The 23,139-nt window shown below is 65.5% G+C and carries 24 protein-coding genes and 1 tRNA gene; 11 read left to right on the top strand and 14 right to left on the bottom strand.

From position 1 onward, the window contains the following. Nucleotides 1-104 precede the first annotated feature (104 nt). The 3 genes from pilB to VG566_RS11355 form a co-directional block, all read right to left on the bottom strand. Nucleotides 105-1,835, bottom strand: a complete 1,731-nt coding sequence (gene pilB / locus VG566_RS11345) for a type IV-A pilus assembly ATPase PilB (protein WP_423172634.1) — start codon at nt 1,833-1,835, stop codon at nt 105-107. Nucleotides 1,836-1,995: 160 nt separating this feature from the next. Further along, nucleotides 1,996-2,829: a sterol desaturase family protein gene (locus VG566_RS11350; RefSeq protein ID WP_168708240.1), complete on the bottom strand. Its 834-nt coding sequence runs from the start codon at nt 2,827-2,829 to the stop codon at nt 1,996-1,998. A gap of 206 nt (nt 2,830-3,035) precedes the next feature. Then, a complete protein-coding gene (locus tag VG566_RS11355) occupies nt 3,036-3,464 on the bottom strand; it encodes a pilin (protein WP_049416952.1) in 429 nt (142 codons plus the stop codon). 354 nt (nt 3,465-3,818) lie between these two features. On the opposite strand from VG566_RS11355, the gene VG566_RS11360 reads away from it, so the two are divergent. From VG566_RS11360 to coaE, 3 genes are read left to right on the top strand one after another with little or no spacing between them, the layout of a single operon-like run. Beyond that, nucleotides 3,819-5,078 carry a type II secretion system F family protein gene (locus VG566_RS11360; protein WP_049416954.1) on the top strand — a complete coding sequence of 420 codons (1,260 nt, stop codon included), beginning with the start codon at nt 3,819-3,821 and terminating at the stop codon, nt 5,076-5,078. Nucleotides 5,079-5,081: 3 nt separating this feature from the next. Then, nucleotides 5,082-5,945: a prepilin peptidase gene (locus VG566_RS11365; RefSeq protein WP_005418626.1), complete on the top strand. Its 864-nt coding sequence runs from the start codon at nt 5,082-5,084 to the stop codon at nt 5,943-5,945. 11 nt (nt 5,946-5,956) lie between these two features. After that, nucleotides 5,957-6,568: a dephospho-CoA kinase gene (gene coaE / locus VG566_RS11370; RefSeq protein WP_197574441.1), complete on the top strand. Its 612-nt coding sequence runs from the start codon at nt 5,957-5,959 to the stop codon at nt 6,566-6,568. A 172-nt stretch (nt 6,569-6,740) separates the two neighbouring features. On the opposite strand, the gene VG566_RS11375 is transcribed toward coaE, so the two are convergent. The 10 genes from VG566_RS11375 to VG566_RS11420 form a co-directional block, all read right to left on the bottom strand. Beyond that, the gene (locus VG566_RS11375; protein ID WP_014648204.1) at nt 6,741-7,127 is read right to left on the bottom strand and encodes a hypothetical protein; all 387 of its coding nucleotides are present in this window, start codon (nt 7,125-7,127) and stop codon (nt 6,741-6,743) included. 484 nt (nt 7,128-7,611) lie between these two features. Further along, a complete protein-coding gene (locus tag VG566_RS11380) occupies nt 7,612-8,982 on the bottom strand; it encodes a sensor histidine kinase (protein WP_032957212.1) in 1,371 nt (456 codons plus the stop codon). Further along, nucleotides 8,945-9,622, bottom strand: a complete 678-nt coding sequence (locus VG566_RS11385; protein ID WP_005410804.1) for a response regulator transcription factor — start codon at nt 9,620-9,622, stop codon at nt 8,945-8,947. The genes VG566_RS11380 and VG566_RS11385 overlap by 38 nt, the downstream gene beginning before the upstream one ends. 161 nt (nt 9,623-9,783) lie before the next feature. Beyond that, nucleotides 9,784-10,245: a hypothetical protein gene (locus tag VG566_RS11390; protein WP_014648206.1), complete on the bottom strand. Its 462-nt coding sequence runs from the start codon at nt 10,243-10,245 to the stop codon at nt 9,784-9,786. Between the two features lie 115 nt (nt 10,246-10,360). After that, entirely contained in the window at nt 10,361-10,831 is a 471-nt protein-coding gene (locus tag VG566_RS11395; RefSeq protein ID WP_014648207.1) for a hypothetical protein, read from the bottom strand. A gap of 95 nt (nt 10,832-10,926) precedes the next feature. Further along, complete coding sequence (locus VG566_RS11400) at nt 10,927-11,406, bottom strand: hypothetical protein (protein ID WP_032957208.1); 480 nt, start codon at nt 11,404-11,406, stop codon at nt 10,927-10,929. Between the two features lie 258 nt (nt 11,407-11,664). Then, a complete protein-coding gene (gene rimK / locus VG566_RS11405) occupies nt 11,665-12,543 on the bottom strand; it encodes a 30S ribosomal protein S6--L-glutamate ligase (protein WP_241884271.1) in 879 nt (292 codons plus the stop codon). A 177-nt stretch (nt 12,544-12,720) separates the two neighbouring features. Beyond that, entirely contained in the window at nt 12,721-12,939 is a 219-nt protein-coding gene (locus VG566_RS11410; RefSeq protein ID WP_049405652.1) for a hypothetical protein, read from the bottom strand. Between the two features lie 123 nt (nt 12,940-13,062). Then, nucleotides 13,063-13,136, bottom strand: a tRNA-Gly gene (locus VG566_RS11415). 160 nt (nt 13,137-13,296) lie between these two features. Further along, nucleotides 13,297-15,150: an autotransporter outer membrane beta-barrel domain-containing protein gene (locus VG566_RS11420; protein WP_100450531.1), complete on the bottom strand. Its 1,854-nt coding sequence runs from the start codon at nt 15,148-15,150 to the stop codon at nt 13,297-13,299. 207 nt (nt 15,151-15,357) lie between these two features. Between VG566_RS11420 and thiS the strand changes: the two genes are divergently transcribed. The 4 genes from thiS to VG566_RS11440 all read left to right on the top strand — a co-directional run bounded on the left by thiS (nt 15,358) and on the right by VG566_RS11440 (nt 19,080). Then, entirely contained in the window at nt 15,358-15,558 is a 201-nt protein-coding gene (gene thiS, locus VG566_RS11425) for a sulfur carrier protein ThiS (protein WP_005418796.1), read from the top strand. Nucleotides 15,559-15,676: 118 nt separating this feature from the next. Beyond that, the gene (locus VG566_RS11430; RefSeq protein ID WP_005418798.1) at nt 15,677-16,471 is read left to right on the top strand and encodes a thiazole synthase; all 795 of its coding nucleotides are present in this window, start codon (nt 15,677-15,679) and stop codon (nt 16,469-16,471) included. Next, entirely contained in the window at nt 16,471-17,205 is a 735-nt protein-coding gene (gene trmB / locus VG566_RS11435) for a tRNA (guanosine(46)-N7)-methyltransferase TrmB (RefSeq protein ID WP_019660186.1), read from the top strand. Before VG566_RS11430 ends, trmB begins: the two co-directional genes overlap by 1 nt. Nucleotides 17,206-17,232: 27 nt before the next feature. After that, nucleotides 17,233-19,080: an SLC13 family permease gene (locus tag VG566_RS11440; protein WP_032957191.1), complete on the top strand. Its 1,848-nt coding sequence runs from the start codon at nt 17,233-17,235 to the stop codon at nt 19,078-19,080. Between the two features lie 307 nt (nt 19,081-19,387). On the opposite strand, the gene VG566_RS11445 is transcribed toward VG566_RS11440, so the two are convergent. Next, nucleotides 19,388-19,723, bottom strand: a complete 336-nt coding sequence (locus VG566_RS11445; RefSeq protein ID WP_012511947.1) for a Rieske (2Fe-2S) protein — start codon at nt 19,721-19,723, stop codon at nt 19,388-19,390. 178 nt (nt 19,724-19,901) lie between these two features. On the opposite strand from VG566_RS11445, the gene VG566_RS11450 reads away from it, so the two are divergent. The 4 genes from VG566_RS11450 to VG566_RS11465 all read left to right on the top strand — a co-directional run bounded on the left by VG566_RS11450 (nt 19,902) and on the right by VG566_RS11465 (nt 23,101). After that, the gene (locus tag VG566_RS11450) at nt 19,902-20,183 is read left to right on the top strand and encodes a hypothetical protein (RefSeq protein WP_005410817.1); all 282 of its coding nucleotides are present in this window, start codon (nt 19,902-19,904) and stop codon (nt 20,181-20,183) included. A 75-nt stretch (nt 20,184-20,258) separates the two neighbouring features. After that, entirely contained in the window at nt 20,259-20,975 is a 717-nt protein-coding gene (locus tag VG566_RS11455; protein ID WP_019660190.1) for a fumarylacetoacetate hydrolase family protein, read from the top strand. Between the two features lie 54 nt (nt 20,976-21,029). After that, entirely contained in the window at nt 21,030-21,434 is a 405-nt protein-coding gene (mscL, locus tag VG566_RS11460) for a large-conductance mechanosensitive channel protein MscL (RefSeq protein WP_005418809.1), read from the top strand. Nucleotides 21,435-21,679: 245 nt separating this feature from the next. Beyond that, nucleotides 21,680-23,101 (top strand): M28 family peptidase, encoded by a 1,422-nt coding sequence (locus VG566_RS11465; protein WP_032957185.1) that lies wholly within the window; start codon nt 21,680-21,682, stop codon nt 23,099-23,101. The last annotated feature ends 38 nt before the right edge of the window (nt 23,102-23,139 follow it).

The following is a 23,139-nucleotide window of genomic DNA, read 5'->3' on the forward strand; positions in this document are numbered from 1 at the left end:
CGACGCGGGCCACCCCATCCACGCACGACGCAGATCTACTGTAGAGCCGAGCCCACGCTCGGCTGCTCTTCGAACCATCAGCCGAGCATAGGCTCGGCTCTACCTCAATCCTTGGTAACGCGGTTGATCTCGGCCAGGCTGGTGACACCCGCAGCCGCCTTCTTCAACGCCGACTGGCGCAGATCGTTCACCCCGATCTGCTGTGCGGCCTCGGCAATCTGCAACGCATTGCCACCGGCCAGCACGATCGTGGCGACCTCGTCGGTCATCGGCATCACCTGGTAGATACCGGTGCGGCCCTTGTACCCCTCGGTGCACTCGTCACAGCCGACCGCCTCGTACAGCTCGATACCCGCATCCAGCTGCGCCTGGGTAAAGCCTTCGGCCAGCAGCGCGTGCTCTGGCAGGTTGGCCGGGCGCTTGCAGTTGTTGCACAACCGGCGCGCCAGGCGCTGGGCGATCACCAGGGTCACCGAGCTGGTGATGTTGTACGGCGCGATGCCCATGTTCATCAGGCGCGCGATGGTCTGCGGTGCATCGTTGGTGTGCAGCGTGGACAGCACCATGTGGCCGGTCTGCGCCGCCTTGATCGCGATCTCGGCCGTCTCCAGGTCGCGGATTTCGCCGACCATGATGATGTCCGGATCCTGTCGCAGGAACGAGCGCAGTGCCGCGGCGAAGGTCATGCCGCGCTTGTTGTTCTGCTGCACCTGGTTGACGCCGGGCAGACGGATTTCCACCGGGTCTTCGGCGGTGGAGATGTTGCGCGTCTCGTCGTTGAGGATGCCCAGCGCGGTATACAGCGACACCGTCTTGCCCGAACCGGTCGGGCCGGTCACCAGCACCATGCCGTACGGCTTGTGGATGGCGTCCAGGAACAGCTTCTGCTGGTCCGGCTCGTAACCCAGCTTGTCGATGCCCAGCTTGGCCGCGCTGCCGTCCAGGATACGCAGCACCACCTTCTCGCCGAACAGGGTCGGCAGCGTGCTCACGCGGAAGTCGATCTGCTTGGTCTTGGACAGGTTGAGCTTGATGCGTCCGTCCTGCGGCACGCGCTTCTCGGCGATGTCCAGCTGCGCCATCACCTTCAGGCGCGCGGCGATGCGCTGGTTCAGCTTCACCGGCGCGCGCGCCACCATCTTCAGCAGGCCATCGATGCGCAGGCGCACGCGATAGTCGTCTTCATAGGGCTCGAAGTGGATGTCCGAGGCGCCCTTGCGGATCGCGTCCACCAGCACCTTGTTGACGAACTTCACCACCGGGGTGTCATCACCCTTGGCATCGATGCCGGAGTCGCCGGCTCCGGAAATGTCTTCGTCACCGCCGGACACATCCAGGTTGCCAATGCCATCGTCGTCACCGCTCAGCGCGTCGCCCAGCGTGTCATGGCTGGCATGCCACTGCTCGAGCGTGCGGCGGATCTGGTCTTCATCCACCAGGATCGGCTCCACCACCAGGTTGGTGTGGAACTTGATCTCGTCCAGCGAATGGGTCGGGTTGCTGGTGCCCACGAACAGCTTGCCGCCGCGCTTGAACAGCGGCAGCACGTTGTGCTTGCGCAGCAGCTCCTCGCTGACCAGGCTCATCGCGTTCTGGCTGGCGTCGAACGTGGACACGTCGAACAGCGGCATGCCGAACTCGACCGCGTTGGCCGCCGCCAACTGGGCCGCCCCGACCACCTTGTTCTGCGCGAACCAGGTCGGCAGCGGCTGGCGGGCCGCAGCGGCCTTGGCCATGGCGTCGCGGGCGGAAGCCTCGTCCAGCGCACCATCCTGGACCAGGCGACGGGCCAGGCCGGTGATGCCGACGAGGTTGGCGGTGGTTACGGTGTTCATCTACTGGTCTCTTGCCTGTCAACGCCGGTGATATCGAATTTCGTACCGTGCACCCGTGAATCATGCTTCCCGGTACGCCCCACATTGGAGAGGATAGTCCATTGCTGGTGCAGCCAGAGAGCGCACTATGACGAGCCTTCGCCCCAACCTCCCCGATTGCCTAAGGAACAGCATCGCTCCCGACACCGGAGGGACGCCTCAATCTAAACAAGCGAGCGAAGGGACTGAAGATCTGATGCAAGAAGGAATCGTGACCGCCACCGGTCACACCCAGAGGTGCGCCGCACGAAGAGGGCACATACCAAGTACCAAACCACTGGTCAAACACCGAGAACACTGTGGCGAAATTGCTACCCACCCCTTCCCCGTTGCGCACGTGATGCCATCTATGCATCGCGGGCGACACGAATAAGCGACCCAAGGCGCCATAGGTCCATGGCAGGTTCGCGTGAATGAACAAGCCATAGTAATGACGCAGGAGCGCGTTCATAAAGATGACCCACAGCGGGAACCCGAAGAGCAGAAGCGCTCCCATATCGATGAATACCGTTGTCAAACGATTGATGGGATGAAAACGGTAGAGAGAGAACCAAGTCATCCTGCGATCACTGTGGTGCATCTCGTGAAACAGCCATAGCCACTTGCAGTGCTCGAGCCGGTGTCGGAAGTAGCCGATTGCATCCCCAACAAAGAGCACCACCAGGAGCAGCAGCCACTTTGGAAATTCAGCCCACATCGCGTCCAGTGCCCCGGTCCATGCCCATGCGACTGAACGTTGCATCAACACCATACCCATCCCCAGAAGCGGCGCAACCAGCAGCGCGTCCAGCAGAAAAGAAAGGACGTTGACATGGCACCCGGCAGGCAGTAAACGGCGCACGACGCCCACAAGATCGTTGCGATTGACGATCGCAGCCAATAGCAGGAATGCTCCTATCTCCGGAAGGAGCCCGGATATAGCGCTCTGGAACTGTGCGGCAACGTCGAAGTTCAACCCCGGACCGATCATTCGACTGCCCTCCCCCCCCCCTGTTGTGACACTACTCGGAAGCCACCTTGAGTCGATGAGATCGGAATCTGCGCGGCCAACGACATCAATTCCCAGCAGCGAGTGGCCCCATCCCCCCCTAACGGCTACCCCTACAAAGCAAGAGCCCCGCAGTGCGGGGCCCTTGTTGTCTCAGTCAGCGCTGCAACCGATTACGGCGCCGGAGCGGCGGCGGCACCACACTGGCCCGGACGATACTTCGCGTCGAGGCTGGTGGAGCAGGACCACAGGCCGCTGTTGGCGTCGCGGGTCCACGTAATGTTCTTGCTGTTGAACTTGGTAGCGTTGCCGTTCTTAGTGGTGCAGGCAATGGTCGTGGCAGTCACGGCCACATTGCAGTAGGAGGTGCTGGCAGCAACGCCGATGAAGCCCGCATCGGTTGCGGTGGTCGACGGAGTCTTGCCTTCGTTGGTCGCCTGTTCGAAGCCGACCTTGCCGGGAGTAATCTCAGCCAGTGCGGAAGCCGCCTGCGAACGAACGACGTAGTCCTGATAGGCCGGGATCGCAATCGCAGCCAAAATGGCGATGATCGCAACAACGATCATCAGTTCGATAAGGGTGAAGCCCTTCTGGTTCTTCATTTGGTACATCCCCAAGATGGTGGTGGTTGATGTCAGCGGACAGGTTCGACCCGGCCCATGGCCGGTTGAGCGGGCCCTGCCCCCTGCGGGTGGTTCAACGCAGGTTGCGTGCCAACCCCGGCACGCCTCCCCCTGGATTTCCCCGCGCCAATGATGGCAGCAATTTCGCGGATGGGAACCCCCCTTACTCCAATCTGCGATGGAGGCGGCAATGTGACGCAGTGCGTCACCTTTGGTCAGCGACCGGCACGAAATCGCACAGCCCGCCATTCTCCCGCTGCCCAGACGCCCCTGAACCGGCTACCATCTTGAGCTAGACACCCGCCTGGGGATGGCGGGTCTTGGGGAGCCGATATGTCTGTCAGTGGCAGTGCAATGAAGAAAGAACCCGTGGCGCGCAGCACCACGGAACTGCAGCCGTTTGTATGGGAGGGGACCGACAAGCGGGGTGTGAAGATGAAAGGCGAGCAGATGGCAAAGAACGCCAATCTGTTGCGCGCAGAATTGAGACGCCAGGGCATCACGCCCAAAGCGGTGAAGGCGAAGCCAAAGCCTATTTTCGGCAGCACAGGCAGCAGGATTACGCCGAAGGACATTGCCTTCTTCAGTCGCCAGATGGCAACCATGATGAAGTCAGGTGTGCCTATCGTCTCTTCACTCGAGATCATTGGCGAAGGGCACAAGAACCTTCGGATGAAGAGGATGATCGGAACGATCCGCGCCGATATCGAGGGCGGCTCATCCCTATATGAGGCGATCAGCAGACATCCAGTGCAGTTCGACGAGCTGTATCGCAACCTGGTCCGTGCGGGCGAAGGCGCTGGTGTATTGGAGACCGTGCTTGACACTGTGGCCAACTACAAGGAGAACATCGAAACACTCAAGGGCAAGATCAAGAAGGCGCTGTTCTATCCGATCATGGTCATGGCAGTCGCCATCCTGGTCAGTGGCATCCTACTTGTCTGGGTGGTCCCTCAATTCGAAGATGTCTTCAAAGGCTTCGGAGCCGAATTGCCCGCTTTCACCCAGCTGATTGTTGGCGTTTCTCGCTTCTTGGTGTCTTGGTGGTGGCTGATCCTGTTCACTTTTGTGGGGGCGATAGTTGGCTTCATCGCAGCCTACAAGCGCTCTCCGAAGCTGCAACACACGATGGACCGATTGATCCTGAGGGTGCCAGTGATCGGCCAGATCATGCACAACAGCTCAATTGCCCGCTTTGCACGTACCACTGCAGTTACCTTCAAGGCCGGCGTGCCCTTGGTGGAGGCGTTGGGCATTGTCGCCGGCGCGACCGGCAACAAGGTCTACGAAGAGTCCGTACTGCGGATGCGTGACGACGTGTCGGTCGGCTATCCCGTGAACATGGCCATGAAGCAGCTGAACCTATTCCCTCATATGGTCATCCAGATGACCGGCATCGGCGAGGAGGCCGGTGCTCTGGACGCCATGCTGTTCAAGGTCGCCGAGTACTATGAGCAGGAAGTCAACAACGCCGTGGACGCATTGAGCAGTCTGCTTGAACCTTTCATCATGGTCATCATTGGCGGAATTGTCGGCAGCATCGTGATCGGCATGTACCTGCCGATCTTCAAGCTCGCAGGAGCGGTAGGATAAGCAATGGCATTTCTAGACCAGCATCCCGGCCTCGGCTACCCCGCCGCGGCCGCCCTGGGGCTGCTGCTGGGCAGTTTCCTCAACGTCGTCATCCTGCGCCTGCCCAAGCGGCTGGAGTGGCAGTGGAAGCGCGATGCGCGCGAGGTCCTGGAAGAACCGGACTTCTACGAACCCCCGCCACCGGGGATCGTGGTCGAGCCCTCGCACTGCCCGCACTGCAAGCACAAGCTGAGCTGGTACGAGAACATCCCGCTGTTCAGCTGGATCATCCAGGGCGGCAAGTGCCGCCACTGCAAGGCGCCGATCTCGTTGCAGTACCCGCTGGTCGAGGCCCTGACCTCGGTGCTGGTACTGGCCTGCGTCTGGCAGTTCGGCTTCGGCTGGCAGGGCTTCGGCGCCATCGTGCTGACCTGCTTCCTGATCGCCTTGTCCGGCATCGACCTGCGCACCCAGCTGCTGCCCGACCAGTTGACCCTGCCACTGATGTGGCTGGGCCTGATAGGCAACATCGACAACCTGTACATGCCGGCCAAGCCTGCCTTGGTCGGCGCGGCGGTGGGCTATCTGTCGCTGTGGATGGTCTGGTGGCTGTTCAAGCAGCTGACCGGCAAGGAAGGCATGGGCCACGGCGATTTCAAGCTGTTGGCCGCGCTCGGCGCCTGGTGCGGGTTGAAGGGCATCCTGCCGATCATCCTGCTGTCGTCGGTGCTGGGCGCCATCATCGGCTCGATCTGGCTGTACACCCGGGGCCGTGACCGCGCCACGCCGATCCCGTTCGGCCCCTACCTGGCGATCGCGGGCTGGCTGTACTTCATGTGGGGCGCGCCCGTGGTGGAGCAGTACCTGGTGTTGAGCGGACTGCGCTGAGGGGAATCCCCATGAGCCGCTATGTGGTTGGCCTGACCGGCGGCATTGCCGCCGGCAAGAGCGAGGTGACCCGGCGCTTCGAGGCGCTGGGCATCGTGGTGGCCGACGCCGATCTGGCCGCCCGCGCGGTGGTTGCCGCCGGCAGCCCGGCCCTGGACCGTATCGCCGAGCGCTTCGGCGCCGGCATGCTGCAGGCGGACGGTAGCCTGGACCGGGCACGCCTGCGGGCCCACGTGTTCGCCGACCCGACCGAACGGGCGGCGCTGGAAGCGATCACCCACCCGGCCATCCGTCTGCTGATGCAACAGCAGTGCGAGCAGGCCGCCAGCCCCTATGCGATTGCCGCCATTCCGTTGCTGACCGAGGTCGGTGGGCGGCAGGCCTACCCGTGGTTGGACCGGGTATTGCTGGTGGATGCGCCCGAAGCCGTGCAGCACGCCCGGCTGATGCAGCGCGACGGCATCGACGCCGCGCTGGCCGACAAGATGATCGCCGCCCAGGCCAGCCGCGCGCAGCGGTTGGCACTGGCCGATGATGTGGTGGTCAACGATGGTCACCCGGAAGACCTGCAGGCGCAGGTGGAAGCGCTGCATGAGCGCTATCTGGGGTTGGCTGGGGGTTGAGGCTTGGTTGCCGGCCAGCGGCCGGCACTACCACACGCATCCACGCATTGCGGCGATTTACCCTGCACCAGCGCGGAACTGCTGTAGAGCCGAGCCCACGCTCGGCTGCGATCATCAAGCCGAGCATGGGCTCGGCTCTACAAAGCGTTCTGCATTCACGCGTGGCGTGGACCTACTCCAACTGCAGGCGGGCATAACGGGCCAGTTCTCGTGCGCCGAGCAGCAGGCCGTCGACGACATCCGGGCTCAGCTGCTGGTGCGCGCCGCCTTGTTCGCGGGCGGCTTCGGCGGCGTGCAGCACCTGCATGAGTGCATTCAAGCCGGCCAGGGTGCGGCTGAGGCCGGCCATGGTGGCCGCCTGGGCCGGGCTGAGGCCCTGCGCTTCCAGTCGGCGACCGTCGGCGGCATCGCGACCGTCCATGCGGGCCAGCAGCGCGGGCAGCAGATCCTTGGGATCATCGAGCAGGGTTTCGACACGCTCGGCCACGTCGGCCGGCAGCAGGTCAGCGGCTTCGCCGATCAGTGCGTACAGTTGGGGGAACACGGGGCGTGCGGACATGGTGAATCTCCTCGCAGACGACGAGCCACCTGCGGATGCGAGGTGGCGGACGGTGCGGGTTGGCGTACCGGAGATCCGACATTCAGCAAAAATACTCCAGCGGATTCTGATGAATCCCCACGCACCGCCCGCCGAAGCAAGGCACGCGGTGCATTTTCAACGACTGTCTGAGGGGCCGTCGAAGAGTGCTGAATGTTGGTTTTTTTCAGGACGCCAATCCCGGCCAGGGCACCTGCCCCGGCCGCCCCATCTGGCCATCACGTAGCGTTGTGATCTGTAAGGAAATTCTCAAGCCGCCGCTGAGGGCACGAATGCGTGCATGCGGACACGCACGCGGCGTGGCGGCGATCACAGTGATGTCGTATTGGGCTTCTTGCGCATCACGACTGCGAAGTTAATTCGGTGGCACAAGCGACACAGGGCGCGTTGTGAGGTCGGCAGGATTCGTGCCGACCAAGGTCGGCGCCCACCCTGGCAGGGGCCCTTACAACGGCTTCGGCGAGAACGTCAGCGTGGCGATCACGCCGCGCTCGCCACCGGGGCGCACGCTGACCTGCCAGCCGTACAGATCGCACAGGCGGCTGACGATCGACAGGCCGATGCCACCGCCCTGCGAATGGCCGGCATGGGTGCCGCGATAGCCGCGCTGGAACAGCTTGGCGGCGTCTTCTTCGCTCAGGCCCGGGCCGCTGTCAGTCACCGACACTGAATTGCTGCCGACAAAGACGCGCACTTCGCCATCCTGCGAGTACTTCACCGCGTTGCCGATCAGGTTGCCCAGCGCCACCGACAAGGCCGCCTCCGGCGCATCGATCACCAGGTTGCGCTCGCCTTCCAGCGCCAGCTCCAGCGGCTTGCCACCCAGCTGGGCGCGGTGGGCGTCCAGCAGCTGTTCGGCCACGCGCGCGACGTTGCTGGTGCCCTGCCCGCGCTCGTTGCGCGACAGCAGCAGCAGCGCGCCGATCAGGTCGCTGCACTGCTGTTCGGCGCGTTGGATGCGCTGTAGCCGCTGCAGCACCTTCTCATCCAGGCCGGGCCGGGTCAGCAGCAGTTCGGTGGCGCCACGGATCACCGCCAGCGGCGTGCGCAGTTCGTGGCTGACGTCGGCATTGAACTCGCGGTCGCGCTGCACCACTTCGGTCAGTCGCGACGAATAATCATCCAGCGCCTGCGCCAGCTGCCCCACTTCGTCGTCGGGGAACCGCGGCGCCAGCGGCTCGGGATCACTGGTGCCGCCGCGATAGGCACGCAGCCGCGCGGCCAGGTCCGAGACCGGCTTCATCACCTTCGATGCCGACCACCAGCCCAGCACCAGCGACAACAGGCTGAACACCAGCACCGACAGCACCAGCGCGCGGTTGAGCTGCTGCCCACCGCGCACGCTGTCGGTCATGTCGTAGGCCAGGAACGCCCAGGCGTCGGGCGTCTTGCGCACGGCCAGCTTGTAGGAATAGCGCTGGCCGCGCTCGTCCACGCCGCCCATGTTGTACAGGCCATCCTTGAACTCATACCAGTCCGGCTCTTCCTCGCGCAGCGCGTCAAACTTGTCAGGCTTGATCAGGCGCGCACGCATCTGCTGCACGGGCAGGTCGGGGTTGCGATCCGGGCTCTCGTAGAACCGCCGCACGTACTCGTTGATGTTGCGGTTCATCACGTCTTCCACCAGCTGGTTTTCCACGCGCATGCGGGCCCAGTTGGTGGCAAACGCGAACAGTGTCGTCAGGCAGAAGCCCAACAACACGAACGAGACGATGATGCGGCTGCGCAGGCGCCGCCGATACGGCGAACGCCGGCGCTCCCCCTTGGTTGCCACGGAATCAGGCTTCCGGGGTGGCGATGCGGTATCCGATGCCATGGCGGGTCTGGATCAGCGGCACTTCAAACGGCTTGTCGACCACCGCACGCAGGCCGTGGATGTGGACACGCAGCGAATCCGAGTCGGGCAGCTCCTCGCCCCACACGCGGGTTTCCAGCTCCTGGCGGGTGACCACGGCCGGCGCGGCCTCCATCAGGGCCTGCAGGATCTTCAGCGCGGTCGGGTTGAGCTGCAGCAGCTTGCCCTGGCGGCGCACTTCCAGCGTGTCCAGGTTGTATTCCAGGTCGCCGGTTTCCAGCACGCGGGTCTGCACGCCCTTGCCGCGGCGCGACAGCGCGTTCAAGCGCACTTCCACTTCCTGCAGCGCGAACGGCTTGATCAGGTAGTCATCGGCGCCGGAATCGAAACCGGCCAGCTTGTTGTCCAGCGAGTCGCGGGCGGTCAGCATCAGCACCGGGGTCTGCTTGCGCGCTTCGTTGCGCAGCTTGCGGCACACTTCGATGCCATCCATGCCCGGCAGGTTCAGGTCCAGAACGATGGCGTCGAACTCGTGGACCACGGCCAGGTGCAGGCCGGTCACGCCGTCGGCGGCGAAGTCCACGGTGTGGCCACGATCCTCAAGGTAGTCGCCAAGGTTGGCGGCGATGTCGCTGTTGTCTTCGATTACGAGAATGCGCACTGGGACCTCTGGTTCTTGAAGGGTCGTCGGGGGGCCAGGCCCACCCGCTCAGGATGCCCCTGCGTGGGTGGACGCGACGTCTACCTGCTGAACGATACAGGTTCCATTCTTAACATTTCGTACCGAAGGGCCGACACCGGCAAAAGCCCCGCGTCAGCCGGTCAGCGGCTGATGCGCTGCTGGTCGGTCAACGCCCGGCGGCTGTCTTCCTGGGCCTTGCGACGCTGGGCCACGGTCAGGCAGACGCTGGTCGGCATGTTGCTGCCGGTAAGGCGCTCGCGGCGGCAGATCATGCGGCTGTCGGCCTGGGCGCGGGTCATGATGGTGTTGACGATCTCCTGCTCGTTGAACAGGTCGTTGCGCTCCTGCGGGGCCAGCTCATCCACCTTCTCCCGGCCATTCATCTTGATCCGGATCCGGTTCAGTGCCTGCTGCACGCGACTCTTGTCCTCCAGCCCGATCTCGCTGTAGTCCTCGCTGCCCATGGCCGTTTCAACGCGGCGGATCTGCTCGGACACCGGGGTGAAGGCATCCATCTGCACGGTGTCCTTCTGCGCCTTGGCCTGCACGGTGGCTACCAGGCCGAGCGACAGCATCAGGGCAAGTGTCGTGTTGCGGTACATGACGAGCTCCATGTTCGTCCATGAATAGGGTCTCGACTTTACGATTCCGCCGATGCGCCCACAAGGGACGCACGGCAGGGTGACCGATGGCGGCATGCGATCGGTCCGGCAGCGATCAGGGCTTGTAGTTGTTGAAGCGCTGGTTGTCGTTGAGCGCCTTGCGGCTGTCTTCCTGCGCCTTGCGGCGCTGGGCCACGGTCAGGCAGACACTCTGCGGCATGTTGCTGCCGGTGGTGCGTTCACGACGGCAGACCATGCGGCTGTCGGCGTGGGCGCGGGTCATGATCGTGTTGATCACTTCCTGGTCGTTGAAGATCTCGGTGCGGTCCTGCGGACTGACCTGCTCCACGCGTTCGTGGTCGCCCATCTTGATCTTGATGCGGCCCAGCGCCTGCTGCACGCGGCTTTTGTCTTCCAGCCCGATCTCGCTGTAGTCCTCGCTGTTGATCGCCGTCTCAACGTTGCGGATCTGTTCGGCCACCGGTGCGTTGGCGTCGAACTTCACCTGCCCTTTCTCGGGCTTGGCGTGGGCGGTGGTGGCCAGGGCCAGGCCCAGCATCAGGGCGAAGGGGGTCATGCGCTGCATCGTTACCTCCAGGTTCTTCCATGAGTGGAACATCGATCCTGCGGTGCCACCGATGCGCCGTCACAGCACACTCGATGGGCCGAAGGGCGGTGCGGTCAACGCCCGGCGGGCGGTGGGCTGAGCGTGTTGTAGCTGCGCTGGTCGTTGATCAGCGCCTTGCCTTTCTCTTCGATCCGGCGCCGTTCGGCCACGGTCAGGCAGCGGCTCTTGGGCATGTTGCTGCCGGTGGTGCGTTCGTACCTGCAGATCTGCCGGCTGTCTTCATGGCCACGCGCCAACAGGGTGTTGATGCGTTCCTGCTCGTTGAAGACCTCGGCCTGCAGCTGCGGCGGCAGCTCCTGCACGGTCTGGCGTTCGCCCATGTGCTGGCGGATACGCGACAGCGACTGCTGCACCTGGCCGCGATCCTCGGCGGACAGTTCGGCATAGTCGGGGGCGGCCAGGGCGGTCTCCACCTGACGCATCTGCTCGGCGACCGAGCCCTGCCGGTCCATCTGTACAGCCACTTTCTCCGGCTTGGCGGCAACAGCGCCAGACAGGCCCAGCAGCAACGCGATCATCATGATGCGGTACATCGCCAACCTCCCGATCCATCCCGGAACGAAGGGCCAACTCTACGACCGTCACGCGGCCTCCACAAGAGACCTTGGGCATGGGGCCGACAGGCATAAAAAAGGCCCAGACGGTGCACCCGCCTGGGCCTGAAGTCGTATCCCGATACCGATCCTGCTGAGAGGCAGAGCTGCGGTTCGCTGAAGCCTACGCCCGCTCCGATTAAAGCCTCGTTAAAGGCCCGGATCATTTACCCGTGAGAATCATAACCCCATGGATAATCAGGGTTTTTTGATCTTCTCTACATGCTCGATGATGCGTGTGGCCACGTCGACCCCGCAGGCCGCTTCGATGCCTTCCAGCCCGGGCGTGGAGTTGACCTCCAGCACCAGCGGGCCGCGCGCGGACCGGATCAGGTCCACGCCGCAGACCGACAGGCCCAGCGCCTTGGCCGAACGCACCGCCACCTGCTGCTCGGCACGGCTGGCCTTGGCCGCCACGGCGGTCCCCCCGGCGTGCAGGTTGGAGCGGAAGTCGCCCTCCGGTGCCTGCCGCTGCATCGACGCCACCACCTGGTCGCCCACCACGAAGCAGCGCAGGTCGGCCCCCTTGGCCTCGCCGATGAATTCCTGCATCAGGAAGTTGGCGTACAGGCCGCGCAGCGCCTCGACGATGCCGCGCGAGGCACTGGCCTTCTCGGTCAGGATCACGCCGCGCCCCTGGGTACCTTCATTGAGCTTCACCACATGCGGCGGCGGGCCCAGCATGGACAGCAGGTCGACGGTGTCGTCGGGGTTGTCGCCGAACACGGTGACCGGCATGTCGATGCCCTTGGCCGCCAGCAGCTGGTGCGCGCGCAGCTTGTCGCGCGAACGCAGGATGGCGTCGGACGGATTGGGCGTGCGCGCGCCCATCAGCTCGAACTGGCGCAGCACCGCGGTGCCGTAGCGGGTGATCGAGGCACCGATGCGCGGGATGACCATGTCCACGCCGGTCATTGGCCGGCCCTTGTAGTGCATGGAAAAGCCATCGGCGGTGATGCGCATGTAGCAGCGCAACGGGTCCAGGATGCGCACGGTGTGGCCGCGCGCGCGCGCCGCCTCGACCAGCCGACGGGTGGAATACAGGGAGCTGTTGCGGGACAGGATGGCGAGCTTCATCGCGGTGGGATCGGTCGGCAGGCGCGAAGCATAGCGCGGGCGTGTGGCGGGTGGATGATGCCTGGCCCGTGCTGCCTGCGCCGGTAGTGGCCGGCTCCTGCGGCGACGATTCCGGCGAAAGAGTAACCGTCGCCGGATACACCACAGGCCCGCATCACCATGCGGGCTGGTTCCGCTTCAGAACCCGCGCGCGGATTCACCCAGCGCTGCGATGCAGGCCATCTGCGTGACCGATCCGGCCGAGGTCCCCTCATAGATCTGCCACAGAAGCTGCGCGGCCTTCGGCCCACCGGCGCGACCCAGTGCGCGCACTGCCTCCAGCTGGCGGGAGGTGCCGGCACCGGAGTTCCTGTAGATCTCATGAAGGCTGCCGACGACGTCGTCCTTCGTTTCCATGCGCTGCTTCCGTGTAGGAAATGCGGCAACGCTAACCGGGCGGGCATGGCCGTGGATATGAAACTAATCAGAAATGAAGAAGGCCGCTGATGAGCGGCCTTCTGTCTACGCGCGTGGCGCGATTGGAGCGGGCGATGGGAATCGAACCCACGTCAGTAGCTTGGGAAGCTACAGCTCTACCATTGAGCTACGCCCGCAGTGCGCGGTGAAAGTCTATGCGCTTGGGCCAGTGTTGCGCAATGGCAGCATGCCGCAATGGGGTCAGAGCCGTTTCCTGGCGGAAACGGATCCGACCCCCGGCGCAACAGGTCAGAGCCCTTTCCTTACGGAAAGGGATCCGACCCCAGCGGGTGCTGCTTAGAACGTGCCGCTGAAGTTGGCGAACAGGGTAGCGTCCTGCGCGCGCTTCTGGCCGGTCGAAGCGCTCAGGCCGAAGTTGCTCTGCAGGCCAAACAGCTCGGTGCGGGCGCCCAGCACGACGGTGGCGTAGTTCTTGTCGAACTTCAGGCCCGGCACGCGGTAGCTGCCCAGTTCCGGCAGGGTCTGCAACCAGGCGCTGGCCTGCTTGGTGTCCTCGAACTCGTGATCGTAGGTCACCTGCGCGTACGGCTTGACGGCGCCGCCATCGAAACGGGCCTGCCAGCCGATGCGGCCGACGGTCGAATCGACGTTCTGGCGGTCGTAGCCCAGTGCGGTGGCCAGGGTGCCAGCCGCAGCGCTTTCGCTGTAACCGTCGATCTTCACCTTCTGCCAGATCACCGACGCGATCGGGCCGTGGCGGAAGCCGCCTTCGGTGCCGAATTCGTAACCGGCGTTCAGGGCCGCGGTCAGGTTGCTGCCGTCCGGCGAACCACCATGCTCACGGGTAGCCGGGCCCAGCTGGACCTTGCGGTTCACGTCATAGGACAGCCAGGTGTAGCTGACCTGGCCGTTCACCCAGATGCGGTCGCCATACCAGCCGGCGAACAGACCGGCGGTGGTGTCCTTCTGGGTGAAGTCGCCACGGCTGTTGCCGAAGTCGGCGCTGAGGCGGCCGAAGCCGGCGAAACCGCCGAACACCATGCCGTCGCGGGACCAGTCGATACCGAACAGGCCGGCCGGGGCCAGGCCGTCGTACAGGTCGGCGTGGTCGTAGCGCTGCAGGTCGCCACGCACGCCCCCCCACCAGGACAGGCCGTCAGCCGGACGACCACCCAGGTGCATGCTGACCTGGTCGGCGCGCGAGCGGCCGATGGTCTGTGCCGAGTGGCTCAGCACCTGCTGCAGGCGCGGGCCTTCCAGCACCGAGACCGCGTACTGGCCCAGCAGCTGATGACCGGCGGTGGTCGGGTGCACGCCATCGGCAAACAGGTAGGTGTTGGCCGCATCCGGGCTGACGTAGCTGGTCGGGTTGCAGGTCAGGATGCTCTGCGTCGAGTTGGCCGGATCGATCTTGCAGGCGGTGCTGGTGACGTTGGTGAAGCCGTACATGCCCGGGTTGGCGGTCACTTCACGCAGGATGCTGAAGGTGTCGAGCGGAATGAACTCGATGCCCGCCTGCTTCAGACCACCGTACAGGGCCTTGTTGTAACCGGCCGACAGTGCAGTGGCGGCGGCGGCGTTGGGGCCACGGAACTGCGGAGTGATGCCCACGTCCGGCAGATTCGGCACGAGCACGTACTGGGCACCGGCCTGCTTCAGGGCGCCCACCAGCGCGATCTGGTCGGTGACCGCGGCGCCGATGATGCCCTGCACCTGGGCCTGCGAGGCACCACCGGCCGCTGCGCGCGTGGCCGCGAACAGATCATTGGCACCGCCCCATACGGTGTACAGGGCATTGGCGTCAGCCTTGCCACCATTCGCAGCAAGGTAACGGGTCGCCTGCGACTTCAGCGACGGAATGGCTCCGAGGCCACCCGCTTCGTCGGCCGATACACGGGCGCCGCCGACGGCGTAGTTGTCACCGTTCTGGCCATTGCCGTTGGGCGTGCCGTTGAGGCCGTAGTAGTTGGCGACCTGCTGCGCCCACACCCAACCCGGGTTGGTGGTGAACTGGCCGGTCACCGGACGCACATCGGCCGGCAGCAGCGGGCGGAAATAGCCAGCGTCGGTCAGGCTGTCACCGAAGAACACGGCCTTGGAATAGGGGGATTCGCCTGCCATGGCCGGAAGCGCGGCCAGCGCGATCGCGGCCGCCATCAGGGAGCGGATCGGGCGTTTGCTGAGCAGCATGTAAAAAACTCCTGTGGGGATATCGTTGAGGACCCGGCGGACGTACGCCGGCGCACGGTGAATGGTTCCACTGCGCCGCGTTTTGCTCACGCTGCGCCGCCGCATGGATTGTCGCCTGAGGGCGCTGGACCACGCTGTGCCGGGGCTGGCGATCAACGAAATTTGCAAGGGTTCCGATCCGCGCAGGCCATCGGCGACAATGCGGCGATGAACATCCAGCTCAACGGCGAACCCCGTACCCTGCCCGCTTCGGCGACCCTCCACGACCTGCTGCAGGCCGAGCAGCTGCTGCAGCGCCGGGTGGCGGTGGAGGTCAACGGCGAGATCGTCAGCCGCAGCCGCCATGGCGAGCACGTCCTGGCCGAAGGCGACGTGGTGGAGATCGTGCACGCGCTGGGCGGGGGCTGAGGCCTGCGCGGGTGTTCAGGGGTCAGATCCCTTTGCCGATGGCAAAGGGATCTGACCCCACGCTCGACCCCGCCCTCTGCGTGACCCCATCTTCAGGCGGATAAGCGATAATCGCGCCATGAACGTTCATGTCTCCCCCGATTCGCTGGTGATCGCCGGCAAGACCTATGGCTCGCGGCTGCTGACCGGCACCGGCAAGTTCAAGGACCTGGAAGAAACCCGCCTGGCCACCGAGGCCGCTGGCGCCCAGATCGTCACCGTGGCCATCCGCCGCACCAACATCGGGCAGAACCCGGGCGAGCCGAACCTGCTGGACGTGCTGCCGCCGGAGCGCTTCACCATCCTGCCCAACACCGCCGGCTGCTACACCGCCGAGGACGCCGTGCGTACCTGCCGGCTGGCCCGTGAGCTGCTGGACGGCCACAACCTGACCAAGCTGGAAGTGCTGGGCGACCAGAAGACCCTTTACCCGGACGTGATGCAGACCCTGAAGGCCGCCGAGCAGCTGGTCAAGGACGGTTTCGAGGTGATGGTCTATACCTCCGACGACCCGATCCTGGCCAAGCGCCTGGAAGAGATCGGCTGCGCTGCGGTGATGCCGCTGGCCGCGCCGATCGGTTCGGGCCTGGGCATCCAGAACAAGTACAACCTGCTGCAGATCATCGAAGACGCCAAGGTGCCGATCATCGTCGACGCCGGCGTCGGTACCGCGTCGGACGCGGCGATCGCGATGGAGCTGGGCTGCGACGGCGTACTGATGAACACCGCCATTGCCGGTGCACGCAGCCCGGTGCTGATGGCCAGTGCGATGCGCAAGGCGGTCGAGGCCGGCCGCGAGGCGTTCCTGGCCGGGCGCATCCCGCGCAAGCGCTACGCCAGCGCCTCCTCGCCGGTGGATGGGCTGATCGGCTGATGACCAATCCTTTTGACAGCGCCGGTTCCAAGGCCCCGCCCAAGCCCTTCACCGTGAGCGAGGGCCGCCGCGAGGTGCGCAGCTTCGTGTTGCGCCAGGGCCGCTTCACCCCTGCCCAGCAGCGCGCGTTCGACGAACGCTGGCCGCGCTTCGGCCTCGACTACACCGGCCAACCGCGTGACCTGGACGCCACCTTCGGCCGCCCGGCACACAAGGTGCTGGAAATCGGCTTCGGCAACGGTGCCGCGCTGCGCTTCGCCGCCCAGCACGACCCGTCGCGCGACTACATCGGCATCGAGGTGCACGCCCCGGGCGTGGGCCGTCTGCTGAACGCGCTGGCCGAGGACAATGCCGACCACGTGCGCCTGTACCACCACGATGCGGTGGAAGTGCTGCAGAACGAGATCGCCGACGGCGCGCTCGATGAAGTGCGCATCTACTTCCCGGACCCGTGGCACAAGAAGCGCCACAACAAGCGCCGCCTGCTGCAGCCGGCGTTCGCCGAACTGCTGGTGCGCAAGCTGCGCCCGGGCGGCCGCCTGCACTGTGCCACCGACTGGGAGGACTACGCCGAGCAGATGTGGGATGTGCTCGATGCCACCGCCGGCCTGGTCAACCGTGCCGGCCCGCGTGGCAGCGTGCCGCGCCCGGACTGGCGCCCGCAGACCCACTTCGAGACCCGCGGCCAGAAGCTCGGCCATGGCGTCTGGGACCTGCTGTACGACCGCACCTGACGATCGCCTGAGGACGCCGCGCCCCACATGGATACCGCGCTGACGCTGACCAACGACATGAAGCTCGTGCTCGGGCTGGTCGGCTTCACGATGGCGATGTTCCTGTTCGAGCGCATCCGCGCCGACGTGGTCGCGCTGGTGGTGCTGGTGGTGCTCGGTGTCACCGGACTGATCGCGCCGGAGGAAATCTTCGGCGGTTTCTCCGGTAACGCGGTGATGAGCATCATCGCCACCACCATCCTCGGTGCGGGTCTGGACCGCACCGGGGCGCTGAACCGGCTGGCCGCCTGGCTGCTGCGGCGCGGCCACGGTGTCGAGCAGCGGCTGCTGATGATGACCACGGCCATCGCCGGCCTGAACTCATCCTTCATGCAGAACCCGTCGGTGATGGCGTTGTACCTGCCGGTCGCCTCGCGACTGGCAGCGCGCACCGGGCTGACGATGCAGCGCCTGCTGCTGCCGATCTCGGCGGCGATCGTGATGGGCGGCGCGCTGACCATGGTCGGCAATTCGCCGCTGATCCTGCTGAACGATCTGCTGGCCTCGGCCAACAACAACCTGCCCTCCGGCCTGGCCACCATCGAGCCGCTGCGCATGTTCGCGCCGCTGCCGATCGGCGTGGCACTGCTGGTCGCCTCGCTGCTGTACTTCCGCTACTACGGCGACCGCAAGCTGATCGAGGAAGAAAACCTGGTCAACGACGGGGTCACCCCGGCGCGAACCGAGAGCTACTTTGCCAAGACCTACGGCATCGAAGGCGATGTGTTCGAGCTGGTGGTCAGCGCCGAAAGCCCGCTGGTCGGCATGACCCTGGGCGAGGCCGAGACCCTGCACGATGCGCCACTGCTGCTGGCCCTGAAGACCGGCAATGACACCCGCCTGGCGCCGCCGGCGGAGATGCGCATCTGGGTCGGCAGCGTGCTCGGTGCGATGGGCCCGCGCCAGCAGATCAGCGACTTCGCGCAGAACCAGTTCCTGCGCATGTCCTCGCGCCTGAAGCACCTGGGCGACCTGTTCAACCCCAGCCGCGCCGGCATTTCCGAGGCGGTGGTGCCGCCGACCTCGAACGTGATCGGCAAGAGTGCGGCCGACCTGCGCCTGCGCAAGGAGCGCGGCATCAGCCTGCTGGCGATCAACCGCGACAAGCAGGTGATCCGCGAGGACGTGCGTGACGTGCAGCTGCGCGCCGGTGACATGCTGGTGTTCCACAGCATCTGGACCGACCTGGCGCAGGCTGCCAAGAGCCGCGACTTCGTGGTGGTGACCGACTACCCGACCGGCGAGCAGCGCCCGCACAAGTTCAAGATCGCGATGGCGATCTTCGCGTTGACCATCCTGATCGCGCTGACCAGCAAGCTGCCGGTGGCGCTGACGCTGATGACCGGCGTGGCCGGCATGCTGCTGACCGGCGTGCTGCGCATGGACGAGGCCTATGCCTCGATCAACTGGAAGACGGTGTTCATGATGGCCGGGCTGATTCCGCTCGGCTGGGCGATGGACTCCAGCGGTGCGGCCGCGTGGGTAGCCGGCCATACCATCGACAAGCTGCCGACCGGCATTCCGGTGTGGGTGCTGGAGGTGGCGCTGGCGCTGCTGACCACGGCGTTCTCGCTGGTGATCAGCCATGTGGGCGCGACCATCGTGATGGTCCCCATTGCGGTGAACCTGGCACTGGCGGCGGGTGGCAACCCGACCGCGTTCGCGCTGATCGTGGCGCTGTCGGCGTCCAACAACCTGATGACGGCCTCCAACCCGGTGATCTCGATGATCACCGGCCCGGCCAACTACACCCCGCGCGAGATGTGGCGGGTCGGCGGCCCGTTGTCGCTGATCTACACCTGCGTGGTGGTGCTGATGATCAACCTGATGTTCTGAGGGTTGGGGTTTGTTGGCAGGGCTGCGCCCTGCACCCGCCGAATCAACGTCAACGTCAAAGGCTGGCATTCCGTGGGATGGCGGGGTGGGTCCGGTTGCGGGGGACGCCGTGAACCCGTCCATGGGGGCTTGGCCGCGGCATCCATGCCGCGGACACCCCCGCAACCGGACCCACTCCGCCTTCGACAGTTTCACGCGGCGGGTGGTGGGTGCCGACCGTTGGTCGGCACGGATCTCGCTCTGTTAGCTGTCGACCTTGGTCGACACGGCTTTTGTAGCGTCGAGCCGTGCTCGACTGCTTCTGGCCTCAAGCCAGGTAGACCTGCCCATCGCGCACGTCCACTGGCACCGCGCGCAGGCGGTCGCCCTTGCACGGGCCGGCGATGCAGTCGCCACTGTCCAGCGCGAACGACGCGCCATGCGCGGCGCACACCAGGTGGCCCTCGCGGCTCTTCAGGAACTGCCCCGGCGCCCAGTCCAGGCGGCGGCCGGCATGCGGGCAGATGTTCAGGAATGCGCGCACCTGCGCGCCGTCGCGGTACAGCACCAGCGATTCGGCATCTCCATCGACCACCGCTTCGACCTCGGCAAACGCGCCATCGGCAATGGCATCCAGGGCGATCAGGGCAGCAGCGGCAGTCATGGCGAAGGCTCGTACGGTAAACCCGCATTGTCGCATGCCCACTCAGGTGACTGGCTGCGACATGAACACAAGTCATTGATCCGTAATAAGCACAGGCTATATTTAACGAGTTTTTCACTCAATGACAGTGGCGCGTCCCGATACTCTGGTTTCGCTGATACCAGCCTATCGAGCCGCCATGTTCAATCGCGCATCCGCCTTCAACCAGTTCCGCACCCTGTTCGCGCCGCGCAAGCCGCGCCACCCGCTGGTGCGCGTTGCCGTGGGCCTGCTTGGCCTGGCGATCCTGGCCGCGATGGTGTTCATCGGTGTGTTCGTCGGTGCGGCGATGATCCTGGTCGGCCTGGCGTGGAAGCTGCTGGCCTCGCGCAAGCCGGGTGTTGCCCGTCCGGTCGACCCGACCGTGGTCGAAGGCGAGTACCGCGTGGTACGCAAGCCGGTGTTGCCGGCCTCGCGCTGATCCACTTCCTGCGCGCCCGCTGACGGCGGGCGCCATGCGTTCTAGACTGCGGGCACGCTCTTCCTGGATGCCCGCATGTCCGATGTCTCCGATGTGATCCCTGCCGTAGCCCTGCCGCGTGTGCCGGTAGCCGGTGGTGGCAGTTTCCCCGTGCACCGCATCTACTGCGTCGGCCGCAACTTTGCCGACCACGCCCGCGAAATGGGTGCGGCAGTGCCCGCGGCCGATGACCGTGGCCGCCCGATGTTCTTCAGCAAGCCGGCCGATGCGATCGTGGTCGGCCACGACGATGCAATCCCCTACCCGCCAGCGACCGCCAACCTGCACCACGAAGTGGAGCTGGTGGTGGCGATCGGCCGCGATGCGCCCGCCGGCGAGCTGGCCGTGGCCGACGCCGACGCACTGGTCTACGGCTATGCCGTCGGCCTGGACCTGACCCGCCGCGACCTGCAGGCCGCCGCCAAGGACAAGGGCCACCCGTGGGACGCGGCCAAGGGCTTCGATGCCTCCGCGCCGATCAGCGAAATCGTCCACGCCGAGGAAGTCGGCGACCTGGCCGCGCTGAACCTGTCGCTGGAGGTCAACGGCGAGGTGCGCCAGCAGGCTCTGCTCGACCAGATGATCTGGAACGTGCCGGAGATCCTGCATGAGCTGTCCAAGCTGTGGCAGCTGCGTGCCGGCGACCTGGTGTTCATGGGCACGCCGTCCGGCGTGGCCGCGCTCAAGCCCGGCGACCGCTTCAGCGCGCGCCTGGAAAACGTGGCCGAGCGCCACGGCGTGATCGCCGGCTGACATCACCTGCGCTACCCTGCGCGCTGTCCACTTCCCCACCGGAGAAAAACAACAATGGGAATGCTCACCGAGTTCAAGGAATTCGCGATGCGCGGCAACGTCATCGACCTCGCCGTCGGCGTGGTGATCGGCGCGGCCTTCGGCAAGATCGTGACCGCACTGGTCGAGAAGATCATCATGCCACCGCTGGGCTACCTGATCGGCCGCGTGGACTTCTCCAGCCTGGCCTGGACGCTGTCGCCAGCCCGGCTCGGACCGGATGGCAAGGAGATCCCGGCGGTGGTGGTTGGCTACGGCGACTTCATCAACACCGTCATCCAGTTCGTGATCGTGGCTTTCGCGATCTTCATCGTGGTCAAGGCGATCAACCGCCTGTCGCGCAAGAAGGAAGCGGCACCGGCGGCGCCGGCCGAAGAAGTGGTGCTGCTGCGCGAGATCCGCGACAGCCTGAAGAAGTAAGGGTACCGGGCGCCTATGGGCGCCCCTCCCACCTGTAGAGCCGAGCCCACGCTCGGCTGATCTGCAAAAGGCAGCCGAGCATGGGCTCGGCTCTACAGAAGCAGGCGAAAGCCCCGCTCCGGCGGGGCTTTCGCTTTGCTGCATCTGGCGGAAAACAGCATCCGCGCCAGCCATGACCTCCCGCCCATGCGCCGGGCTGAACGACTGTTAAGCTCCAAGGCTTAGGTCCCTTCCCGGAGTTGTCCATGCGTCGCCGCGTCCTTGCCATCGCATCCTCCCTCGCCCTGTTGGCCGCCCCGGCCTTCGCGGCACCGCGCACCACCACCCTGCCCCCCGCCTCGCTGGCGACCGCCGCGCAGCTGCGCGACCAGGCGCTGGCCGATGACACCGGCTGGAAGGTGGTCGAGTCGCTCACCACCGAGATTGGTCCGCGCATCGCCGGCAGCGAAGCCGATGCCCGCGCCGTTGCCTGGGCCGAAGCCAAGTTCAAGGCCCTGGGCTTCGACAAGGTCTGGAAGGAGCCGGTGACGTTCCCGAAATGGGAGCGCCGCAGCGAACACGCCGCCGTGACCGGCAGGAACCCGCAGCCGCTGCAGATCACCGCACTGGGCGGCAGCCCGGGTGGCACCGTGGAAGCCGAGGTGGTGCGCTTCGCCGATCTGGCCGCGCTGCAGGCCGCACCGGCAGGTTCGCTGAAGGGCAAGATCGCCTTCGTCGATTACCAGATGCTGCCCTTCCGCGATGGCCGCGATTACGGCCGCGGCGGTGCGATCCGCAGCAAGGGCCCATCCGAAGCCATCCGCAAGGGCGCGGTCGGCTTCCTGATGCGCTCGGCCGGTACCGACTCGCACCGCGTGCCGCACACCGGCATCACCCGTTTCGATGACGGCCTGACCCCGGTGCCGTCGGCCGCGCTGTCGGTGCCCGATGCCGACCAGCTGGCCCGCCTGCTGGCGCGTGGCAGCACCACAGTGAAGGTGGCACTGGATTGCGGCTGGGACGGCACCGCCACCTCGTACAACGTGATCGGCGAGATCACCGGCCGCAGCCTGCCGAAGGAAGTGGTGGTGATCGGTGGTCACCTGGATTCGTGGGACCTGGGCACCGGCGCCGTGGATGACGGCGCGGGCGTGGGCATCACGATGGCCGCCGGCCACCTGATCGGCCAGCTCAAGCAGGCACCGAAGCGCACCATCCGCGTGATCGCCTTCGCCAACGAGGAACAGGGCCTCTACGGCGGCAAGGCCTATGCCGAAGCGCACGCGAAGGACGTGGCCCTGCACCAGCTGGCCGCCGAGAGCGACTTCGGCGCAGGCCGCATCTACGCCTTCAATACTGGTTCACCGAATCCGGAAGGCTCGCGTGAAGCGACGAAGCAGATTGCCGAAGTAATGAAGCCGCTGGGCATCGAGTACCAGGCCGACAAGGGTGGCCCGGGCCCGGACGTCGGCCCGCTGGCCGCCAAGGGCGGTGCGTGGGCGTGGCTGGCGCAGGACGGCTCGGACTACTTCCACCTGCACCACACCGCCGACGACACGCTGGACAAGATCGACCCGAAGGCACTGGCGCAGAACGTGGCCGCGTATACGGTGTTCGCCTACCTGGCGGCGGAAGCCGACGGCAGCTTCGGCAGCGAGGCCAAGGCGACCACGCCGCCGAACGAGTGATGCGCTGGCGCCGGGCCATGCCCGGCGAGTGCAGCGGG

It is taken from the genome of Stenotrophomonas sp. CASM114 (assembly GCF_049384325.1).
Classification (GTDB): Bacteria; Pseudomonadota; Gammaproteobacteria; order Xanthomonadales; family Xanthomonadaceae; genus Stenotrophomonas; species Stenotrophomonas muris.

Excerpts from the sequence above, each read along its gene's own strand:
- VG566_RS11450 (WP_005410817.1), top strand. The coding sequence starts at position 19,902 with ATGTTCAATCGCGCATCCGCCTTCAACCAGTTCCGCACCCTGTTCGCG.
- VG566_RS11430 (WP_005418798.1), top strand. The coding sequence starts at position 15,677 with ATGAACGTTCATGTCTCCCCCGATTCGCTGGTGATCGCCGGCAAGACC.
- mscL (WP_005418809.1), top strand. The coding sequence starts at position 21,030 with ATGGGAATGCTCACCGAGTTCAAGGAATTCGCGATGCGCGGCAACGTC.
- VG566_RS11410 (WP_049405652.1), bottom strand. The coding sequence starts at position 12,939 with ATGGAAACGAAGGACGACGTCGTCGGCAGCCTTCATGAGATCTACAGG.
- VG566_RS11360 (WP_049416954.1), top strand. The coding sequence starts at position 3,819 with ATGTCTGTCAGTGGCAGTGCAATGAAGAAAGAACCCGTGGCGCGCAGC.
- VG566_RS11395 (WP_014648207.1), bottom strand. The coding sequence starts at position 10,831 with ATGCAGCGCATGACCCCCTTCGCCCTGATGCTGGGCCTGGCCCTGGCC.
- VG566_RS11380 (WP_032957212.1), bottom strand. The coding sequence starts at position 8,982 with ATGGCATCGGATACCGCATCGCCACCCCGGAAGCCTGATTCCGTGGCA.
- VG566_RS11355 (WP_049416952.1), bottom strand. The coding sequence starts at position 3,464 with ATGAAGAACCAGAAGGGCTTCACCCTTATCGAACTGATGATCGTTGTT.
- VG566_RS11365 (WP_005418626.1), top strand. The coding sequence starts at position 5,082 with ATGGCATTTCTAGACCAGCATCCCGGCCTCGGCTACCCCGCCGCGGCC.
- VG566_RS11455 (WP_019660190.1), top strand. The coding sequence starts at position 20,259 with ATGTCCGATGTCTCCGATGTGATCCCTGCCGTAGCCCTGCCGCGTGTG.
- trmB (WP_019660186.1), top strand. The coding sequence starts at position 16,471 with ATGACCAATCCTTTTGACAGCGCCGGTTCCAAGGCCCCGCCCAAGCCC.
- coaE (WP_197574441.1), top strand. The coding sequence starts at position 5,957 with ATGAGCCGCTATGTGGTTGGCCTGACCGGCGGCATTGCCGCCGGCAAG.
- rimK (WP_241884271.1), bottom strand. The coding sequence starts at position 12,543 with ATGAAGCTCGCCATCCTGTCCCGCAACAGCTCCCTGTATTCCACCCGT.
- VG566_RS11440 (WP_032957191.1), top strand. The coding sequence starts at position 17,233 with ATGGATACCGCGCTGACGCTGACCAACGACATGAAGCTCGTGCTCGGG.
- thiS (WP_005418796.1), top strand. The coding sequence starts at position 15,358 with ATGAACATCCAGCTCAACGGCGAACCCCGTACCCTGCCCGCTTCGGCG.
- VG566_RS11445 (WP_012511947.1), bottom strand. The coding sequence starts at position 19,723 with ATGACTGCCGCTGCTGCCCTGATCGCCCTGGATGCCATTGCCGATGGC.
- VG566_RS11400 (WP_032957208.1), bottom strand. The coding sequence starts at position 11,406 with ATGTACCGCATCATGATGATCGCGTTGCTGCTGGGCCTGTCTGGCGCT.
- VG566_RS11465 (WP_032957185.1), top strand. The coding sequence starts at position 21,680 with ATGCGTCGCCGCGTCCTTGCCATCGCATCCTCCCTCGCCCTGTTGGCC.
- VG566_RS11375 (WP_014648204.1), bottom strand. The coding sequence starts at position 7,127 with ATGTCCGCACGCCCCGTGTTCCCCCAACTGTACGCACTGATCGGCGAA.
- VG566_RS11420 (WP_100450531.1), bottom strand. The coding sequence starts at position 15,150 with ATGCTGCTCAGCAAACGCCCGATCCGCTCCCTGATGGCGGCCGCGATC.
- pilB (WP_423172634.1), bottom strand. The coding sequence starts at position 1,835 with ATGAACACCGTAACCACCGCCAACCTCGTCGGCATCACCGGCCTGGCC.
- VG566_RS11390 (WP_014648206.1), bottom strand. The coding sequence starts at position 10,245 with ATGTACCGCAACACGACACTTGCCCTGATGCTGTCGCTCGGCCTGGTA.